The sequence below is a fragment of the Rhizobium subbaraonis genome (assembly GCF_900220975.1).
GTDB lineage: Bacteria > Pseudomonadota > Alphaproteobacteria > Rhizobiales > Rhizobiaceae > Mycoplana > Mycoplana subbaraonis.
This window is the reverse complement of sequence record NZ_OBQD01000001.1, coordinates 357,872-370,882: the sequence shown is the minus strand read 5'-3', so window position 1 is coordinate 370,882 and position 13,011 is coordinate 357,872. Positions and strand designations below refer to the sequence as shown.

Sequence of the window (13,011 nt, the reverse complement as noted above, 5' to 3'; positions counted from 1 at the left end):
GCCAGAGGCATTCGCGCCGGCGCTCACTTCAGGGTTGTCCCGGGCTCATCGGAACCGATCTGGCTCAGGCGCCGATGCGCGCGGCGAGGAAATCGATGAAGGCGCGAATGCGGGCGGCCAGATGCTCGTGGGCGGCAAACACCGCATAGACGGTCTCGACTTCGCCGGGGTGAAAGGCCTCCAGCAGCGGCACGAGGCGGCCGGCCTGCAGGTCCGGCTCCACATGGAAGCGGCCGACGCGGCCGATCCCGATCCCTTCCAGGCAGATCTGGCGGACGATCGCGCCGCTCGACACCTGCATGTTGCCGGAGACCGCATAGTGGCGCAGCGCCGCCTGCCCAGGCAGCCGGAACGCCCATTCGTCGACGCTGCGGCGGAAATTGAAGCGGATGCAATTGTGGCCCGCAAGCTCGTCTGGCGTCCCTGGCGTGCCGTAGCGGTCGAGATAGGCCGGCGAAGCCATGACCACGGGGGCGCTCTCCATCAGCTTGCGCGCCTTGAGCGAGGAGTCGCGCATGGGACCGCTGCGGATGGCGACGTCGGCCCGCTCGCCGATCACGTCGATCATGCTGTCGGTCAGCGTCAGGTCGAGCTGGATCTCGGGATAGAGCGCCAGGAACTCCGTTGCCAGCGGCAGGATGAAGCGTTCGCCGAAACCAACCGACGCGTTGACGCGCAAGGGGCCGCGCGGTGTCGCCCGGGCGCCGTCAGCGACCGCCTGCTCGGCCTCGGCGATCTCGGCCAGGATGCGCCGTGCGCGTTCGAGATAGACCTCGCCCTCCGGCGTCAACTCCAGCCGCCTGGTGGTGCGCACGAGCAGCCGCGTCGACAGCCTGTCCTCGATGCGGTTGACAAGCTTGCTGACGGCCGAGGGCGACAGGCCGAGCCTGCGGCCGGCGGCCGAGAAGCTCTTCATGTCCATGGCGGTCACGAAGACCTCCATCTCGCCCGCCCGATTGTCCATTGACGTCCGTTCTATGAATTCAATTCAAAGATACTTGTCCCACTATGCGGATTATCGCCCGGGGTCACAAGGGCCATATTGCGCGGCGAACGAACCTTTCAATCGCTTTTGACCGCCCGGCATCGCTGGCCGCGGAAGGAGTATTCCATGCCTCTTGCCCTCTTCGCGCTGACAATCGCCGCCTATGCGATCGGCACGACCGAATTCGTCATCGTCGGCCTGCTGCCGACCGTTGCCGACGATCTCGGGATCACCCTGCCGCTTGCCGGCCTCATCGTCTCCATCTATGCGCTGGGCGTCACCTTCGGCGCGCCGGTGCTAACGGCGCTGACCGGCCGGGCGGATCGCAAGCCGCTGCTGCTCGGACTGATGGCGCTGTTCATAGCCGGCAACACGCTCGCCGCCTTTGCCCCCTCCTACGAAATCCTGCTGGTCGCCCGTGTGCTGTCGGCCTTCGCCCACGGTGTATTCTTCTCCGTCGGCGCGACGATCGCGGCCGAACTCGTGCCCCAAGACCGGCGGGCCTCCGCCATCGCCATGATGTTCATGGGCCTGACGGTGGCGATCGTCACCGGGGTGCCGCTCGGCACGCTGATCGGCCAGACGTTCGGCTGGCGCGCCACCTTCGCCGCCGTCGCCGTGCTCGGTGTCGTCGCCTTTGCCGGCATCGCAGCACTTCTGCCGTCGAACCTCAAGCGGCAGGAGGCGGCAAGCCTCGGAGAGCAGGTCCGCGTGCTGGCTTCCGGCCGGCTCTTGATCGTGTTCGCCATGACCGCGCTCGGCTATGGCGGCACCTTCGTGACCTTCACCTACCTCGCCCCGATGCTGCAGCAGGTCACCGGTTTCTCCGCCTCCTCCGTCAGCCTTGTGCTGGTGCTCTACGGGCTTGCCATCGCCATCGGCAACATCGCCGGCGGCAAGATCGCCGACCGTAATCCGGTTCGGGCTCTGACCTTCCTGTTCGCGGCCCAGGCCGCCGTGCTCGCACTCTTCACCTTCACCGCCCCCTCGCCGGTGCCGGCACTGGTAACGCTTGCGGCGCTCGGCTTCCTCTCCTTCGCCAACGTGCCCGGCCTGCAGCTCTACGTGGTCCAGCTTGCAAAGCGCCACCGGCCGGCTGCGGTGGACGTTGCCTCGGCACTGAACATCGCCGCCTTCAACCTCGGCATTGCGGCCGGCGCCTGGATCGGAGGACTGGTCGTCGCCTCGCCGCTCGGCCTCGCCGCCACGCCCTTCGTCGGCGCGCTGCTGGTCGCAGCGGCCCTCGGCTTCACGCTCTTGAGCGGCCATCTCGATCGGCGGGAAGCGACGCGACAGCCTGGCGAGGCGGCCGGCCAGCCGGCCTGAACCGAAACCCGATCCCCCTCCGGCGCGGGCTTTACGCGCCGGATCACGACAGCAACAAGGACAAATCGACATGAACATCATTCCCGCTAACGGCGCCAATATCCCCCAGCTCGGCTTCGGCACCTTCCGCATGCCCGAGGATCAGGTGCTGGACATCCTGCCCAAGGCGATCGACACCGGCTTCCGCCACGTCGACACCGCTCAGATCTATGGCAACGAGGCAGCCGTCGGCGCGGCAATCAAGGCCTCCGGAATAGCCCGCGACGCGATCTTCCTGACCACAAAGGTCTGGGTCGACAACTACCGCGGCGATGCCTTCCAGGCCTCGGTGGAAGAAAGCCTGCGGAAACTTCAGACCGACCATGTCGACCTTCTGCTGCTGCACTGGCCGAACGAGGCGGTTCCGCTCGCCGACCAGATCGAGGCGCTCAACCGCGTGCGCGAAAAGAGCCAGGCGCGGCATATCGGCGTCAGCAATTTCACGACAGCGCTGATGACGGAAGCCGCCGCCCTCAGCCCGGCGCCGCTTGCGACCAACCAGGTCGAGTACCATCCCTATCTCGACCAGACGAAAGTGATCGCCGCCGCCCGGGCGCTCGGTCTTTCGATCACCGCCTATTTCGCGATGGCGGACGGAAAGGTGCCGAACGACGAGGTGCTACAGGAGATCGGCGCCCGCCACGGCAGGACGGCAGCACAGGCAGCCCTGCGCTGGCTGATCCAGCAGCCGGGCGTCGCGGCGCTGACGAAGACCGCGACGGCCACCCGGCTGAAGGAGAACCTCGGCATCTTCGATTTCTCCCTCTCCGCCGAGGAAATGGCGGCGATCCACACGCTTGCCCAACCCGGTGGCCGGATCGTCAGCCCGGACGGACTGGCGCCACGATGGGACGCGGCATAGGAATCGCTCCCGTCGATCCGACGACGGGCGGTCGGGATATTCGCCGGCTGCGTTCGTCGACAGTCCGCGAAGCTCCTGCAACCTCGGGCTTGTCCGCCTTGTGCCGAAGACGAGCGTGTGGAGACCCGCCCTCCTCATTCCGTCACCCCTGGCTTGATCCGGGGTCCAGCACCGCCGCGTCGGCGGCGCTAGAAATGCTTTACCGAGCAAGGACTTGCGCGGCTGGATGCCGGCTCAAGGCCGGCATGACGGTGGAGGGTGTGCCGACCGGTGACGAGACGGGGCGGTGAGCGGGGGCGCGAATTGGGCGGCGGGACAGGGCGGGGTTCGGCGCGGGACCGGACCGGACCGGAACGGCGCCGCTCCGTCCCGCTCCGCCTGCTCTTCCCAAATGCGATGGCGGGGGATATGCATGGGGTCCGGCCGCAGGTCGCGCCGCGCGGGAATCCATCATGCAGACACATCAGGAGCTTGCGGCGCACAGCGCGCCCGACTGGCCGGCGATCGTCGCCGTCGTTCTCGGCGTCACGGCGTTTTCGGTGGCGCAGGGCGTCACCTATCCGCTGATCTCGCTGGTGCTGGAAGGGCGCGGTGTTTCCTCGACCATGATCGGCATCAATGCCGTCGGCTTCGCGCTCGGGCTTGCGGCGGCGACGCTGATGCTCGGGCAGCTGACGCAGCGCTTCCGCGCCCAGCACCTGATCATCGCGGGGCTGGTCGGCTGCTCGCTCTGCCTTGCCGCCTTCGCCACATTCTCGTCGATCGCCGTCTGGTTCGTGGCGCGCTTCCTGCTCGGCTTCTGTGCCAGCCTGATCTTCATGCTCAGCGAAGCCTGGCTGAACGTCGCCTGCCCCGATCGCTTGCGCGGGCGGATTTCGGGCATCTACGGGGCTGCGATCTGCGCCGGCTTTGCCGCCGGCCCGCTCGCCATTCCGCTGTTCGGCACCGCCGGCGGCTTCGGCTTCGCGCTGACGGCGGTCTATCTGGCGCTGGTCGCCTTCGCCACCGCGCTTTTGATGGTGTCCACCCGCACGGTGCCCGAACCGTCCTCGACGCGCGACCTGTTCGCCTTCTTCCGCCATGCGCCGATGCTGGTGGCGATGGTCTTCGCCTTCGGCTTTGCCGACATCGCGGCGATTTCGTCCATGCCTGTCTACTTCGTCAAGACGGGGCATTCGGAAGCTTTCGCCGCCCTCAGCGTGACCGTGCTGGCGCTGCCGACGGCGCTGGCGCAGCCCCTGATCGGCTATGCGCTCGACCGCCTGCCGCGCCACAGCGTCGCCGTCGGGACGGCGTTCGTCGCGGCGCTGAGCTACCTCGCCATCCCCTTCATCGAGACGCCGGCGCTGATCCTCGCAGCCTTTGCCATGATCGGGGCGGCCAGTTTCTCGCTCTATACCTGCGCACTGACGATGCTCGGTGAAAACTTCCGCGGGGGCATGCTCGTCGCGGGCAGTGCCGCCTACTCGCTGACCTATGCGGTCGGCAGCGGCGCCGGATCGAGCCTGACCGGCGCCATCATGGAAATCGGCGGCCCGCAGGCGGGACCGCTGTCGGTCGGCGCCGCCCTAAGCGTCTTCACCGCCGCCTTCGTGCTCGGCAAGCGCCGATAAGTGCTTGTCCGGCCGGACCTTTCGCCCGGCCGGACACATCAATCCGGATAAACCGACAAATCAGAGCAACCTGAAAATCACACGAACTGGCTGAGGCCCGGCACCGAAGCGACGACCTCGTCGACGACCTCGTCACCGGCATGTTCGCGCGCGACGGCAAGGGTCTCCTTGGCGAGCCCGGTGATCTCGCTCATGCCGAGGCCCTGGCTCATCAACTGCTGGCCGAGCGCCATGACCCCGCCGCCCATGGCGTTCATCAGGCCGCCGAGCAGACCGCCCGAGCCCTCGCCGTTGTATTGGGCCACCAGATCGGAGGCGCCGGGAATGGCCTCGATCATCCTTGCAACCGGCCCGTCGGCCGCCTCGCGCTGCAGGAAGCCGAGCATCATGCCGATGGCCTTTTCTGCGATGACGGGATCGATGCCGACATTGTCGGCCACGCGGTTGACGAGATCGTTCATGGGAAAGCCTCCGGTATGATTTTGACGTTAACGTCAACGTTAAATGAATCAGCCAATGAACTCAAGCATGGCAAGGTGCTATTCTACGTCGTCACGCCGGTTCATCACAGGTGTTGAAGTTCCCTTTTCACCTTATAAAGTCGGCACTACGATTCAATGACGATTTCGCGCGGCGCCGCCGGGCGCGCACAAGGGAGATACACTGTGAGCGAGACGATACTGCAGGACGGCAAGCTCTACATCGGCACCAGCCGCAAGCCGGACGATTCGATCAACGCACCGGAATATCTCGAACTGAAGTTCGGCAACCGGCACGGCCTCGTCACCGGCGCGACCGGCACCGGCAAGACGATCACCCTGCAGATTCTCGCCGAGGGCTTCTCCAATGCCGGCGTCCCGGTGTTCTGCGCCGACGTGAAGGGCGACCTTTCCGGCATCGGCGCGATCGGCGAGGCGAAGGACTTCCTGCTCAAGCGCGCCGAGGAGATCGGTCTTCAGCCCTACGACTTCCAGGAATTCCCGGTGATCTTCTGGGACCTCTACGGCGAAAAGGGCCATCGGGTGCGCGCGACCATGACGGAGATGGGTCCCCTGCTCCTTTCGCGGCTGATGAACGCCACGGATGCGCAGGAAGGCGTCCTCAACATCGCCTTCAAGATCGCCGACCAGGGCGGCCTGCCGCTGCTCGACCTGAAGGACCTGCAGGCGCTGCTGCAATATATGGGCGACAACGCGAGCGCGCTTTCCAACCAGTACGGCTTCATCTCGAAGGCCTCGGTCGGCTCGATCCAGCGCGAACTCTTGATCCTCGAGCAGCAGGGCGCCGAGCACTTCTTCGGCGAGCCGGCGCTGAAGATCTCCGACATCATGCGCACCACCAATGACGGGCGCGGCGCGATCTCGGTGCTGGCCGCCGACAAGCTGATGATGAACCCCCGCCTGTACGGCACCTTCCTATTGTGGCTGCTTTCGGAGCTATTCGAGGAACTGCCCGAGGTGGGCGACCCGGAAAAGCCACGGCTCGTCTTCTTCTTCGACGAGGCGCATCTGCTGTTCAAGGATGCGCCGAAGGTGCTGGTCGAGCGCGTCGAGCAGGTCGTCCGCCTGATCCGCTCCAAGGGCGTCGGTGTCTATTTCGTCACGCAGAATCCGCTCGACGTGCCCGAGACCGTGCTCGCCCAGCTCGGCAACCGCGTGCAGCACGCGCTGCGCGCCTACACGCCGCGCGAGCAGAAGGCTGTGAAGACGGCGGCCGAGACATTCCGGCCGAATCCGGATTTTGACTGCGCCACCGTCATCACCGAGCTCGGCACCGGCGAAGCGCTGGTCTCCACGCTGGAGGGCAAGGGCGTACCGTCGATGGTCGAGCGCACCCTCATCCGCCCGCCGGCCTCGCGCGTCGGGCCGCTGACGGACGCCGAGCGCGCGCAGGTGATGAAGGTGAGCCCCGTCGCCGGCCTCTATGACGAAGACTTCGACCGCGAGTCCGCCTATGAGATCCTGGCCGCCCGCGCCAGGAAGCTGGAGGAACAGCAGCAGGCCGAGGCGCAGGAGGCGGAAGCGCCGCAGGAGAACGGCGGCAGCCGATGGACGCTGCCCGGCTTCGGCGACGACCCCCAGCAAGCCTCGACGCCCGGCAAGCCCAAGGGCCGCTCCGGCTACCAGCGCGAAACCGTCGTCGAAGCGGCGATGAAGTCGGCCGCCCGCAGCGTCGCCAACTCGCTCGGCCGGGCGATCGTGCGCGGCATTCTCGGCAGCCTGCGGCGCTAGTCGCGAGCCGGATCGGCTTGCCTTTGACTTCCGTGAAGCGATGCGGGGCGGCAGATGCGCTCCCATCCCGCGCGTCGGTCAGGCAAGCTGGTCGACTTCTCGCAGGATCTTGGCAAGCATGAGGCTGCCATAGGCCGCATTTGCATGGTAGTCGGCCGGCGACTTGGCGTACTTGTCCAGCATCGAGCCGCCATCGTCATAGATCTCTGCCGGCGGCAGATGATAGACGACGCCCATCCGATCCAGCTTACGGCACACGTGGTCGCGGAAGCGGCTGTAGATGAGGGCGATTTCGCCATCGATGAAGTTCGTCTTTCTTGCCAGCCTGCTGTAGCTCGCAGGAATCGGGCAACAGGACGCCACCGAGAAACGGACATTCATGGCCTGCAGCCGCTCGAAGAAGGCAAGCGGCGGCTTCACGATCTGGTCGACAATGGCCGTGAAGGCGCTTGTCGAGACGAACTGGCGTCCGTTCGCCTCGATGGCCGGCGTATGCGCCTGCCAATGCTCGGCATTGAAGCCGAAGCTCGGGTAAAGGCCGAACACGAAGACGAACCGGCGGGCGTCATTCGGCCGGATGACATGCGGGCCGTCGGGGTTGAGCTTCGCGAATACAGTGCTGGCCACATCCTGCGTGAAGCGGACATCCTCGCCTTCGCAGGCGAAGAACGGCTCGAGAAAATGATAGCCATATCCGAGCTGCCCCATCCGGATCTCCCCGTGGCGGGAGACCAAGCGCTTTTCCTGACGGAACTTTCCGGCCGCCTCGATGAGGGCGTTGGTGTGCGAATCGCCCACGATCTCAAGCATAGCCGAGCTCCTGCGCCTGCAGCATCTCCTCGCAGGTCGCCTCGAGATCGCCGGCCAGGGCGGCCGCGCCCTGCGCTTCGCGCACCGGGTTGTCGACGGGGGTGGCGTGATGTTCACGGAAGAAATGCGACATGACGTAATCGACGCCGGCAGCGTTCACGGTGCGGAGATTGGGATCGTAAAACATGCCCCGCATCGAAGGAGCGGCGATAATCTCATAGGACGGGAAATAGTCGACGAAGTCGATTTCTGTTGCAAGGTGGCCGGCGACCGAACGCAGAACCGATTTCGAATAGGTCGTCGCAACGAGCACGTGATTGTCTGACTTGGTCGCCGTCAACGGAACGGGAGATACGGTCAGCAGAAACTTCGCTCGCGGATTTACCGTTCTCACCTTGCCAAAAAAGGCGATGAGATCCTCGAATATCTCAAAGTAATTGAAGTTCCTGAACTCATAGCTAGCGGGATCGAAAGCACCCGCAACCGTACCCGGGCAGACAGGGAACACCGCTCCGTCGCTTCTAGATACCCAGGCCTCCGTCAACCCAAGCGTGAACATGAACACGTCGAGCTTTTCGAACATCTCCCGCACGGCGTCGAAATGCGACTGCCGTGAGCGCTCCAACTCCGCAATGCTTCCGAACGGCTCGGGCTCGAGAAGCGGACGAAAGGGATCTACATGGCCGCCGCCGCGAACCCAGGCCTTCTCCTCCGGCACAAACGCGCCATACGCCCGATCGAAGACCTGGAGCAACTGACGCGCCGTATAGATATTGCAGTACCTGGCGGAGTAGACCCCGTAGTTATATACCAGCGCTTGTTCGGCAGGAAAGAGCGGGGGCCTCGGCTCGAAGTCGCAGAAGTTGAACCCGTTCCGCTTGAGGGCCTTCGCGATGTTCTGAGCAAAGCAGCTGCCCGCGGTGGCGATGCGCGCGTCGGCGGCGATTGGAAACTTCTTCCGGTAGAGCCCTGTCAGCTGCAAGGCGTGCGATTCTGCAACGGCCTTGCGCCAGATCGCGCGGTCTTCGAGACCGACATAGGGGTTGCTGGCCATTCTCTCGTGTGCGTTCATTGACGGGCATGTCTCGAAAAAGTTGCAGATGCGTCGCCGGAACGACTTGAAGCGCTTCGCCTTTGTTCAAGGCGGGCTCAGGAATCCCGTGCAGCCGCGCCCATAAAGAACCGGAACGCTTGCGCGGGGCTTTTCCGTCGATGGACTCCGCCTTCTGCAAGCCCGACAAGCATTTCTTCCAAACGGAAGGCTTTCGCCGGACGGATTTTCGTGATCCTCTTTAGGGGCTGTCGCCTGCGACCAGCGCGTTTGTTTTTCATTCCAGCTTTCCGAGACACACGACGAATGCCTTTCCTGCCGATGCCCCTTGCCGCTGATGCCGGCAAGCTTTCCACGCCGGCTCGCGGTGAGAGCCGGGCGAACGAGCGGGCCGCCTGATGACGGTTGCACGTCGCCGTCGCCTGATCAGACGTCAACGAAGCGCCGTCGGCGTGGCGCTTGTTGCGGCGATCGCGTTCCTGGCCGGCATGACCGACGCGATCGGCCTGATGGCGGTGGGCGACTTCGTCTCCTTCATGAGCGGCAATACCACGCGCACCGCCGTGGCGATCGCCGCCGGCGACACCGCCCGGGCCGTGCTGCTTCTGACGGGGCTTGCGGTTTTCGTGCTCGGCAACTGCGGCGGGGTGCTGATCGCCAGCCGCTTCCAGTCCGCCGGCGTACTTTTGTGCGTGACCGCCCTGCTCGCCGCCTCGGCGCTGGTGCCGGCGCAGCAGGAGGTGCGCTTCCTGCTTCTCATCCTGGCCATGGGCACGGTCAATGCGGCGATCGAGCAGATCGAGGGGCTGTCGATCGGGCTCACCTATGTCACCGGTGCGCTCTCGCGCTTCGGGCGGGGACTGGGCCGCTGGATCCTCGGCGTGCGCGACAGGTCCTGGCTGATCCAGCTCGTGCCGTGGGCCGGCATGATCGCGGGCGCCGTTACCGGTGCGGCCCTTCAACTGAACGTGACGGCCGCGGCGAACTGGGCGCCGTTCATCGTCGCCGCACTCGTCACGGCGGCATCGATCCTCATTCCGCGGCGCTGGTCGGTGCGCTTCCTTGCGCGCTGAGCAAGCGGCGACGTTGAAAAGTGGCGGGTTCGATGCTATCAAGCCCTCCTCAACGGTAGCCGAAAAGGAGGGCGGACGTGAGATTCGATTTTCTGCCCAATCTTTCGCATGGTCCCGATCGTGCCCTGCAAATGCGTTTGCAGGGCTGACCAGAGACCGTTTTCCATAACCTGCCTGGTTTGCCCCTGATGGCAGCGCGGCGTCTTTCTTGACGCGCGCAATTCCAATGCTTCCGAGCCTCAACGCGCCCGCTTCGATGATGGCTGATGCCCTCGATGCGGCGATCGCTCGGACGATGATCAGGGATCGATCATGGCACTCATTACTCTACGCAATCTCGGCGTCACCCTCGGTGCGCCACTGTTTTCCGGCCTCAACCTTTCCATCAACGCCGGCGACCGCATCGGGCTCGTTGCCGCCAACGGGCGCGGCAAGTCCACGCTTTTGCGCTGCATTTCCGGTCTGTTGGAACCGGGCGAAGGCGAGATCACGCGATCACGCGGGCTGACCGTCGGCCATGTCGAGCAGACCTTGCCGGCCGCCCTGTCCGGCGCGAGCTTCCGCGCTGCCGTGCTCGACGCGCTTCCGGCCGACCAGGCCGAACACGAAAGCTGGCGCGTGGACGTCGTCCTGGAAACGATGGAGGTGCCTGAAACGCTTCGCGAACGCCCCCTGTCGCAACTGAGCGGCGGCTGGCAGCGGCTGGCCCTGCTGGCCCGAACATGGGTGCGAGAGCCGGACGTGCTGCTTCTCGACGAGCCCACGAACCATCTGGACCTCACCCGCATCCTGCAACTGGAGGGATGGCTGAACGCTTTGCCGCGCGACGTTCCCGTCGTCATCGCCAGCCACGACCGCGCCTTCCTCGACGCCACGACCAATCGGACGCTCTTCCTTCGTCCGGAGAAGTCACAGACCTTCGCGCTGCCCTATTCCCAGGCGCGGGAGGCTATCGACGCGGCCGACGCATCCGACGAGCGGCGCTACCAGCGCGACATGAAGCAGGCGCAGCAGCTGCGCCAACAGGCAGCGAAGCTCAACAATATCGGCATCAATTCCGGCTCCGACCTGCTCGTCGTCAAGACCAAGCAGCTGAAGCAGCGCGCCGAACGGCTGGAGGAGACTGCAAGGCCGGCGCATCTGGAGCGCTCCGCCGGGGCGATCCGGCTGTCCAATCGCGGCACGCACGCCAGGGTGCTGGTGACGCTGGAGGACGCGCAGATCGCCACGCCGGACGGAACGGCGCTGTTCAGGACCGGCCGCCAGTTCATCTGCCAGGGCGACCGTATCGTGCTTCTCGGGCGCAACGGCGCCGGCAAGACCCGGCTCGTGAACGCGCTGCGGGCCGCGATCGGCGGCGATGGGGAGCCGGCTACTGCACCTTTCGGCATCAAGAAGACGCCCTCGCTCGTGCTCGGCTATGGCGACCAGGCGCTGGCCGATCTTGCCGACGACGACACGCCGCACGGCGCCATTGTCAGGCGCTTTTCGGTGGGCGACCAGCGCGCGCGCTCGCTCCTTGCCGGAATTGGAATTGCGATCGAGATGCAGGGGCAACCGGTCGGCAGGCTCTCGGGCGGGCAGAAGGCGCGGCTCGGCATGCTGGTGCTGCGCCTCGCCGAGCCGAATTTCTACCTGCTCGACGAGCCGACCAACCATCTCGACATCGAGGGGCAGGAAGCGCTGGAGCGCGAGCTGATGGCGCAGCAGGCAAGCTGCCTGTTCGTCTCCCATGACCGCAGCTTCGTCCGCGCCGTCGCCAACCGCTTCTGGGTCATCGAGCGACGGCGACTGGTCGAGGTCGAGGATGCCGAGACCTTCTTCCGGGAGGCGGCAGCGGGTTGAGTAAAGCCGTTGCCGGCTGCGGGGGGGGGGGGGGGGGGGGGGGGGGGACGGAGGTCCGGCTATTGGCCGGGGACAGCAAGACGGGGATCGCTGCCGAAGTCTGCGCGCGTGAATTCGACGCGCGCGGGCGGGAACTCGCAGATCGCCTGGACGCCGCGGGCGGAAAGGCGGATGCGCCAGGTCTGGCGTTCCATCGGCCTCGGCGCCGCGAAGGCGGCAGCCGAGAGCAGCGCGACATTCGCCCCGCGCCCCGGATCGCGGACGGAGACGTAGCGGATCACCGCAATGCCGGCGTCGCGGGCGGCGTCGGAAAGGGCCTGGCAGGCGGCATAGTCGGTCGGCTCGGTCCAGAAAGCGGCGTCACGGTCAAGCGGGGCGCGCGTCAGGTCGAGAGCGGCGTCTGTTGCCACCGAGGCGGAAAAGGCGGTGAAGTCGGCCGCATTGGCCGGATAGGGCGTCTGCGGGGATTCGGCGTAGAACAGCAATCGGTAAAAGGCCATTTCGGCCAGAGCCGTCGTGACGGCCTCGGCGGCATAGAAGACGCCCGGCGTGCGCCCTGCCCTGCGGAAGCGTGAGCCGTGCGGATATATCGCGCCGTAGCGAAAGGGGGTTGCCAGCAGATAGTCGAGGCCGGCGCATTCGGGCGGCGGCACCGGCTTGCTTTCCTCCAGCAGCTCTTCCAGCAGGCCCTGTTCCTCCAGCGTATCGACGAGCTTCAGCGTCGAGACCCGATGCTGCGCCTCCACCAGCCGCCAGACGGGACCGGCATAGGCCAGCGCCTCAGACGAGAGCGCGGCGGGCGTCCAGATAGGCAAGGACATCAACAAGTCCGGAAATCGAGGTGATGCGATCGATCGGGCGAGCGCCGAGGAGACGGTTTTCCGCCGACATCCAGGCACGGGCAACCGCCTCGTCGCCGCCTGTGATGGCATCGAGCGAGCGGAACAGGCGAATGAAGAGAACGGCGAGCTCGAAAGGCTTGGTGCCGCGCTCCAGGCAATAATCCTGCCGGCGCATGCGAGAGACACTTGCCTCCGAAACGCCAAGGACGGCTGAAAGCACCCGTGCGGTCATCCCCAGGGCTTCGGATGCGCGAACCACCGCCTTGGTCATCACGGTTTCGGCCTGGGCCTGCTGTGCTTGCGAACGGGTTTCGGCGAGCATCGAACCATCTCC

The 13,011-nt window shown here is 65.7% G+C and carries 12 protein-coding genes; 6 read left to right on the top strand and 6 right to left on the bottom strand.

What is annotated here, in order from left to right:
• Nucleotides 1–64: 64 nt before the first annotated feature.
• A complete protein-coding gene (locus CRO48_RS01705) occupies nt 65–964 on the bottom strand; it encodes a LysR family transcriptional regulator (RefSeq protein WP_097135804.1) in 900 nt (299 codons plus the stop codon).
• Nucleotides 965–1,111: 147 nt separating this feature from the next.
• Here CRO48_RS01705 and CRO48_RS01700 point away from each other — a divergent pair, with 147 nt between their 5' ends.
• The 3 genes from CRO48_RS01700 to CRO48_RS01690 all read left to right on the top strand — a co-directional run bounded on the left by CRO48_RS01700 (nt 1,112) and on the right by CRO48_RS01690 (nt 4,825).
• A complete protein-coding gene (locus CRO48_RS01700; protein WP_097135803.1) occupies nt 1,112–2,311 on the top strand; it encodes an MFS transporter in 1,200 nt (399 codons plus the stop codon).
• A gap of 70 nt (nt 2,312–2,381) precedes the next feature.
• Nucleotides 2,382–3,212 (top strand): aldo/keto reductase, encoded by an 831-nt coding sequence (locus CRO48_RS01695; RefSeq protein ID WP_097135800.1) that lies wholly within the window; start codon nt 2,382–2,384, stop codon nt 3,210–3,212.
• A gap of 452 nt (nt 3,213–3,664) precedes the next feature.
• Nucleotides 3,665–4,825 carry an MFS transporter gene (locus tag CRO48_RS01690; protein WP_097135798.1) on the top strand — a complete coding sequence of 387 codons (1,161 nt, stop codon included), beginning with the start codon at nt 3,665–3,667 and terminating at the stop codon, nt 4,823–4,825.
• Between the two features lie 77 nt (nt 4,826–4,902).
• Here CRO48_RS01690 and CRO48_RS01685 read toward each other — a convergent pair whose 3' ends face one another.
• Nucleotides 4,903–5,286, bottom strand: coding sequence for a hypothetical protein (locus CRO48_RS01685; protein WP_097135796.1), 384 nt, complete (start codon nt 5,284–5,286; stop codon nt 4,903–4,905).
• Between the two features lie 216 nt (nt 5,287–5,502).
• On the opposite strand from CRO48_RS01685, the gene CRO48_RS01680 reads away from it, so the two are divergent.
• On the top strand, nt 5,503–7,056 hold the full coding sequence (locus CRO48_RS01680) for a helicase HerA-like C-terminal domain-containing protein (protein WP_097136065.1): 1,554 nt from the start codon (nt 5,503–5,505) through the stop codon (nt 7,054–7,056).
• Between the two features lie 78 nt (nt 7,057–7,134).
• Here CRO48_RS01680 and CRO48_RS01675 read toward each other — a convergent pair whose 3' ends face one another.
• Together CRO48_RS01675 and CRO48_RS01670 are read right to left on the bottom strand one after the other, a co-directional pair.
• Nucleotides 7,135–7,866, bottom strand: coding sequence for a hypothetical protein (locus CRO48_RS01675; protein ID WP_097135794.1), 732 nt, complete (start codon nt 7,864–7,866; stop codon nt 7,135–7,137).
• Nucleotides 7,859–8,938 carry a GSCFA domain-containing protein gene (locus tag CRO48_RS01670; RefSeq protein WP_097135792.1) on the bottom strand — a complete coding sequence of 360 codons (1,080 nt, stop codon included), beginning with the start codon at nt 8,936–8,938 and terminating at the stop codon, nt 7,859–7,861. Before CRO48_RS01670 ends, CRO48_RS01675 begins: the two co-directional genes overlap by 8 nt.
• Nucleotides 8,939–9,315: 377 nt before the next feature.
• Here CRO48_RS01670 and CRO48_RS01665 point away from each other — a divergent pair, with 377 nt between their 5' ends.
• Together CRO48_RS01665 and CRO48_RS01660 are read left to right on the top strand one after the other, a co-directional pair.
• The gene (locus CRO48_RS01665) at nt 9,316–9,990 is read left to right on the top strand and encodes a YoaK family protein (protein ID WP_097135790.1); all 675 of its coding nucleotides are present in this window, start codon (nt 9,316–9,318) and stop codon (nt 9,988–9,990) included.
• Between the two features lie 312 nt (nt 9,991–10,302).
• Nucleotides 10,303–11,835 (top strand): ABC-F family ATP-binding cassette domain-containing protein, encoded by a 1,533-nt coding sequence (locus CRO48_RS01660; protein WP_097135788.1) that lies wholly within the window; start codon nt 10,303–10,305, stop codon nt 11,833–11,835.
• Between the two features lie 59 nt (nt 11,836–11,894).
• Here the strand turns inward: CRO48_RS01660 and CRO48_RS01655 are convergent, their stop codons facing one another.
• Both CRO48_RS01655 and CRO48_RS01650 read right to left on the bottom strand, forming a co-directional pair.
• Nucleotides 11,895–12,656, bottom strand: coding sequence for an RES family NAD+ phosphorylase (locus tag CRO48_RS01655; protein ID WP_097135786.1), 762 nt, complete (start codon nt 12,654–12,656; stop codon nt 11,895–11,897).
• Nucleotides 12,616–12,999, bottom strand: a complete 384-nt coding sequence (locus tag CRO48_RS01650; protein WP_097135784.1) for an MbcA/ParS/Xre antitoxin family protein — start codon at nt 12,997–12,999, stop codon at nt 12,616–12,618. Before CRO48_RS01650 ends, CRO48_RS01655 begins: the two co-directional genes overlap by 41 nt.
• Nucleotides 13,000–13,011: the final 12 nt, after the last annotated feature.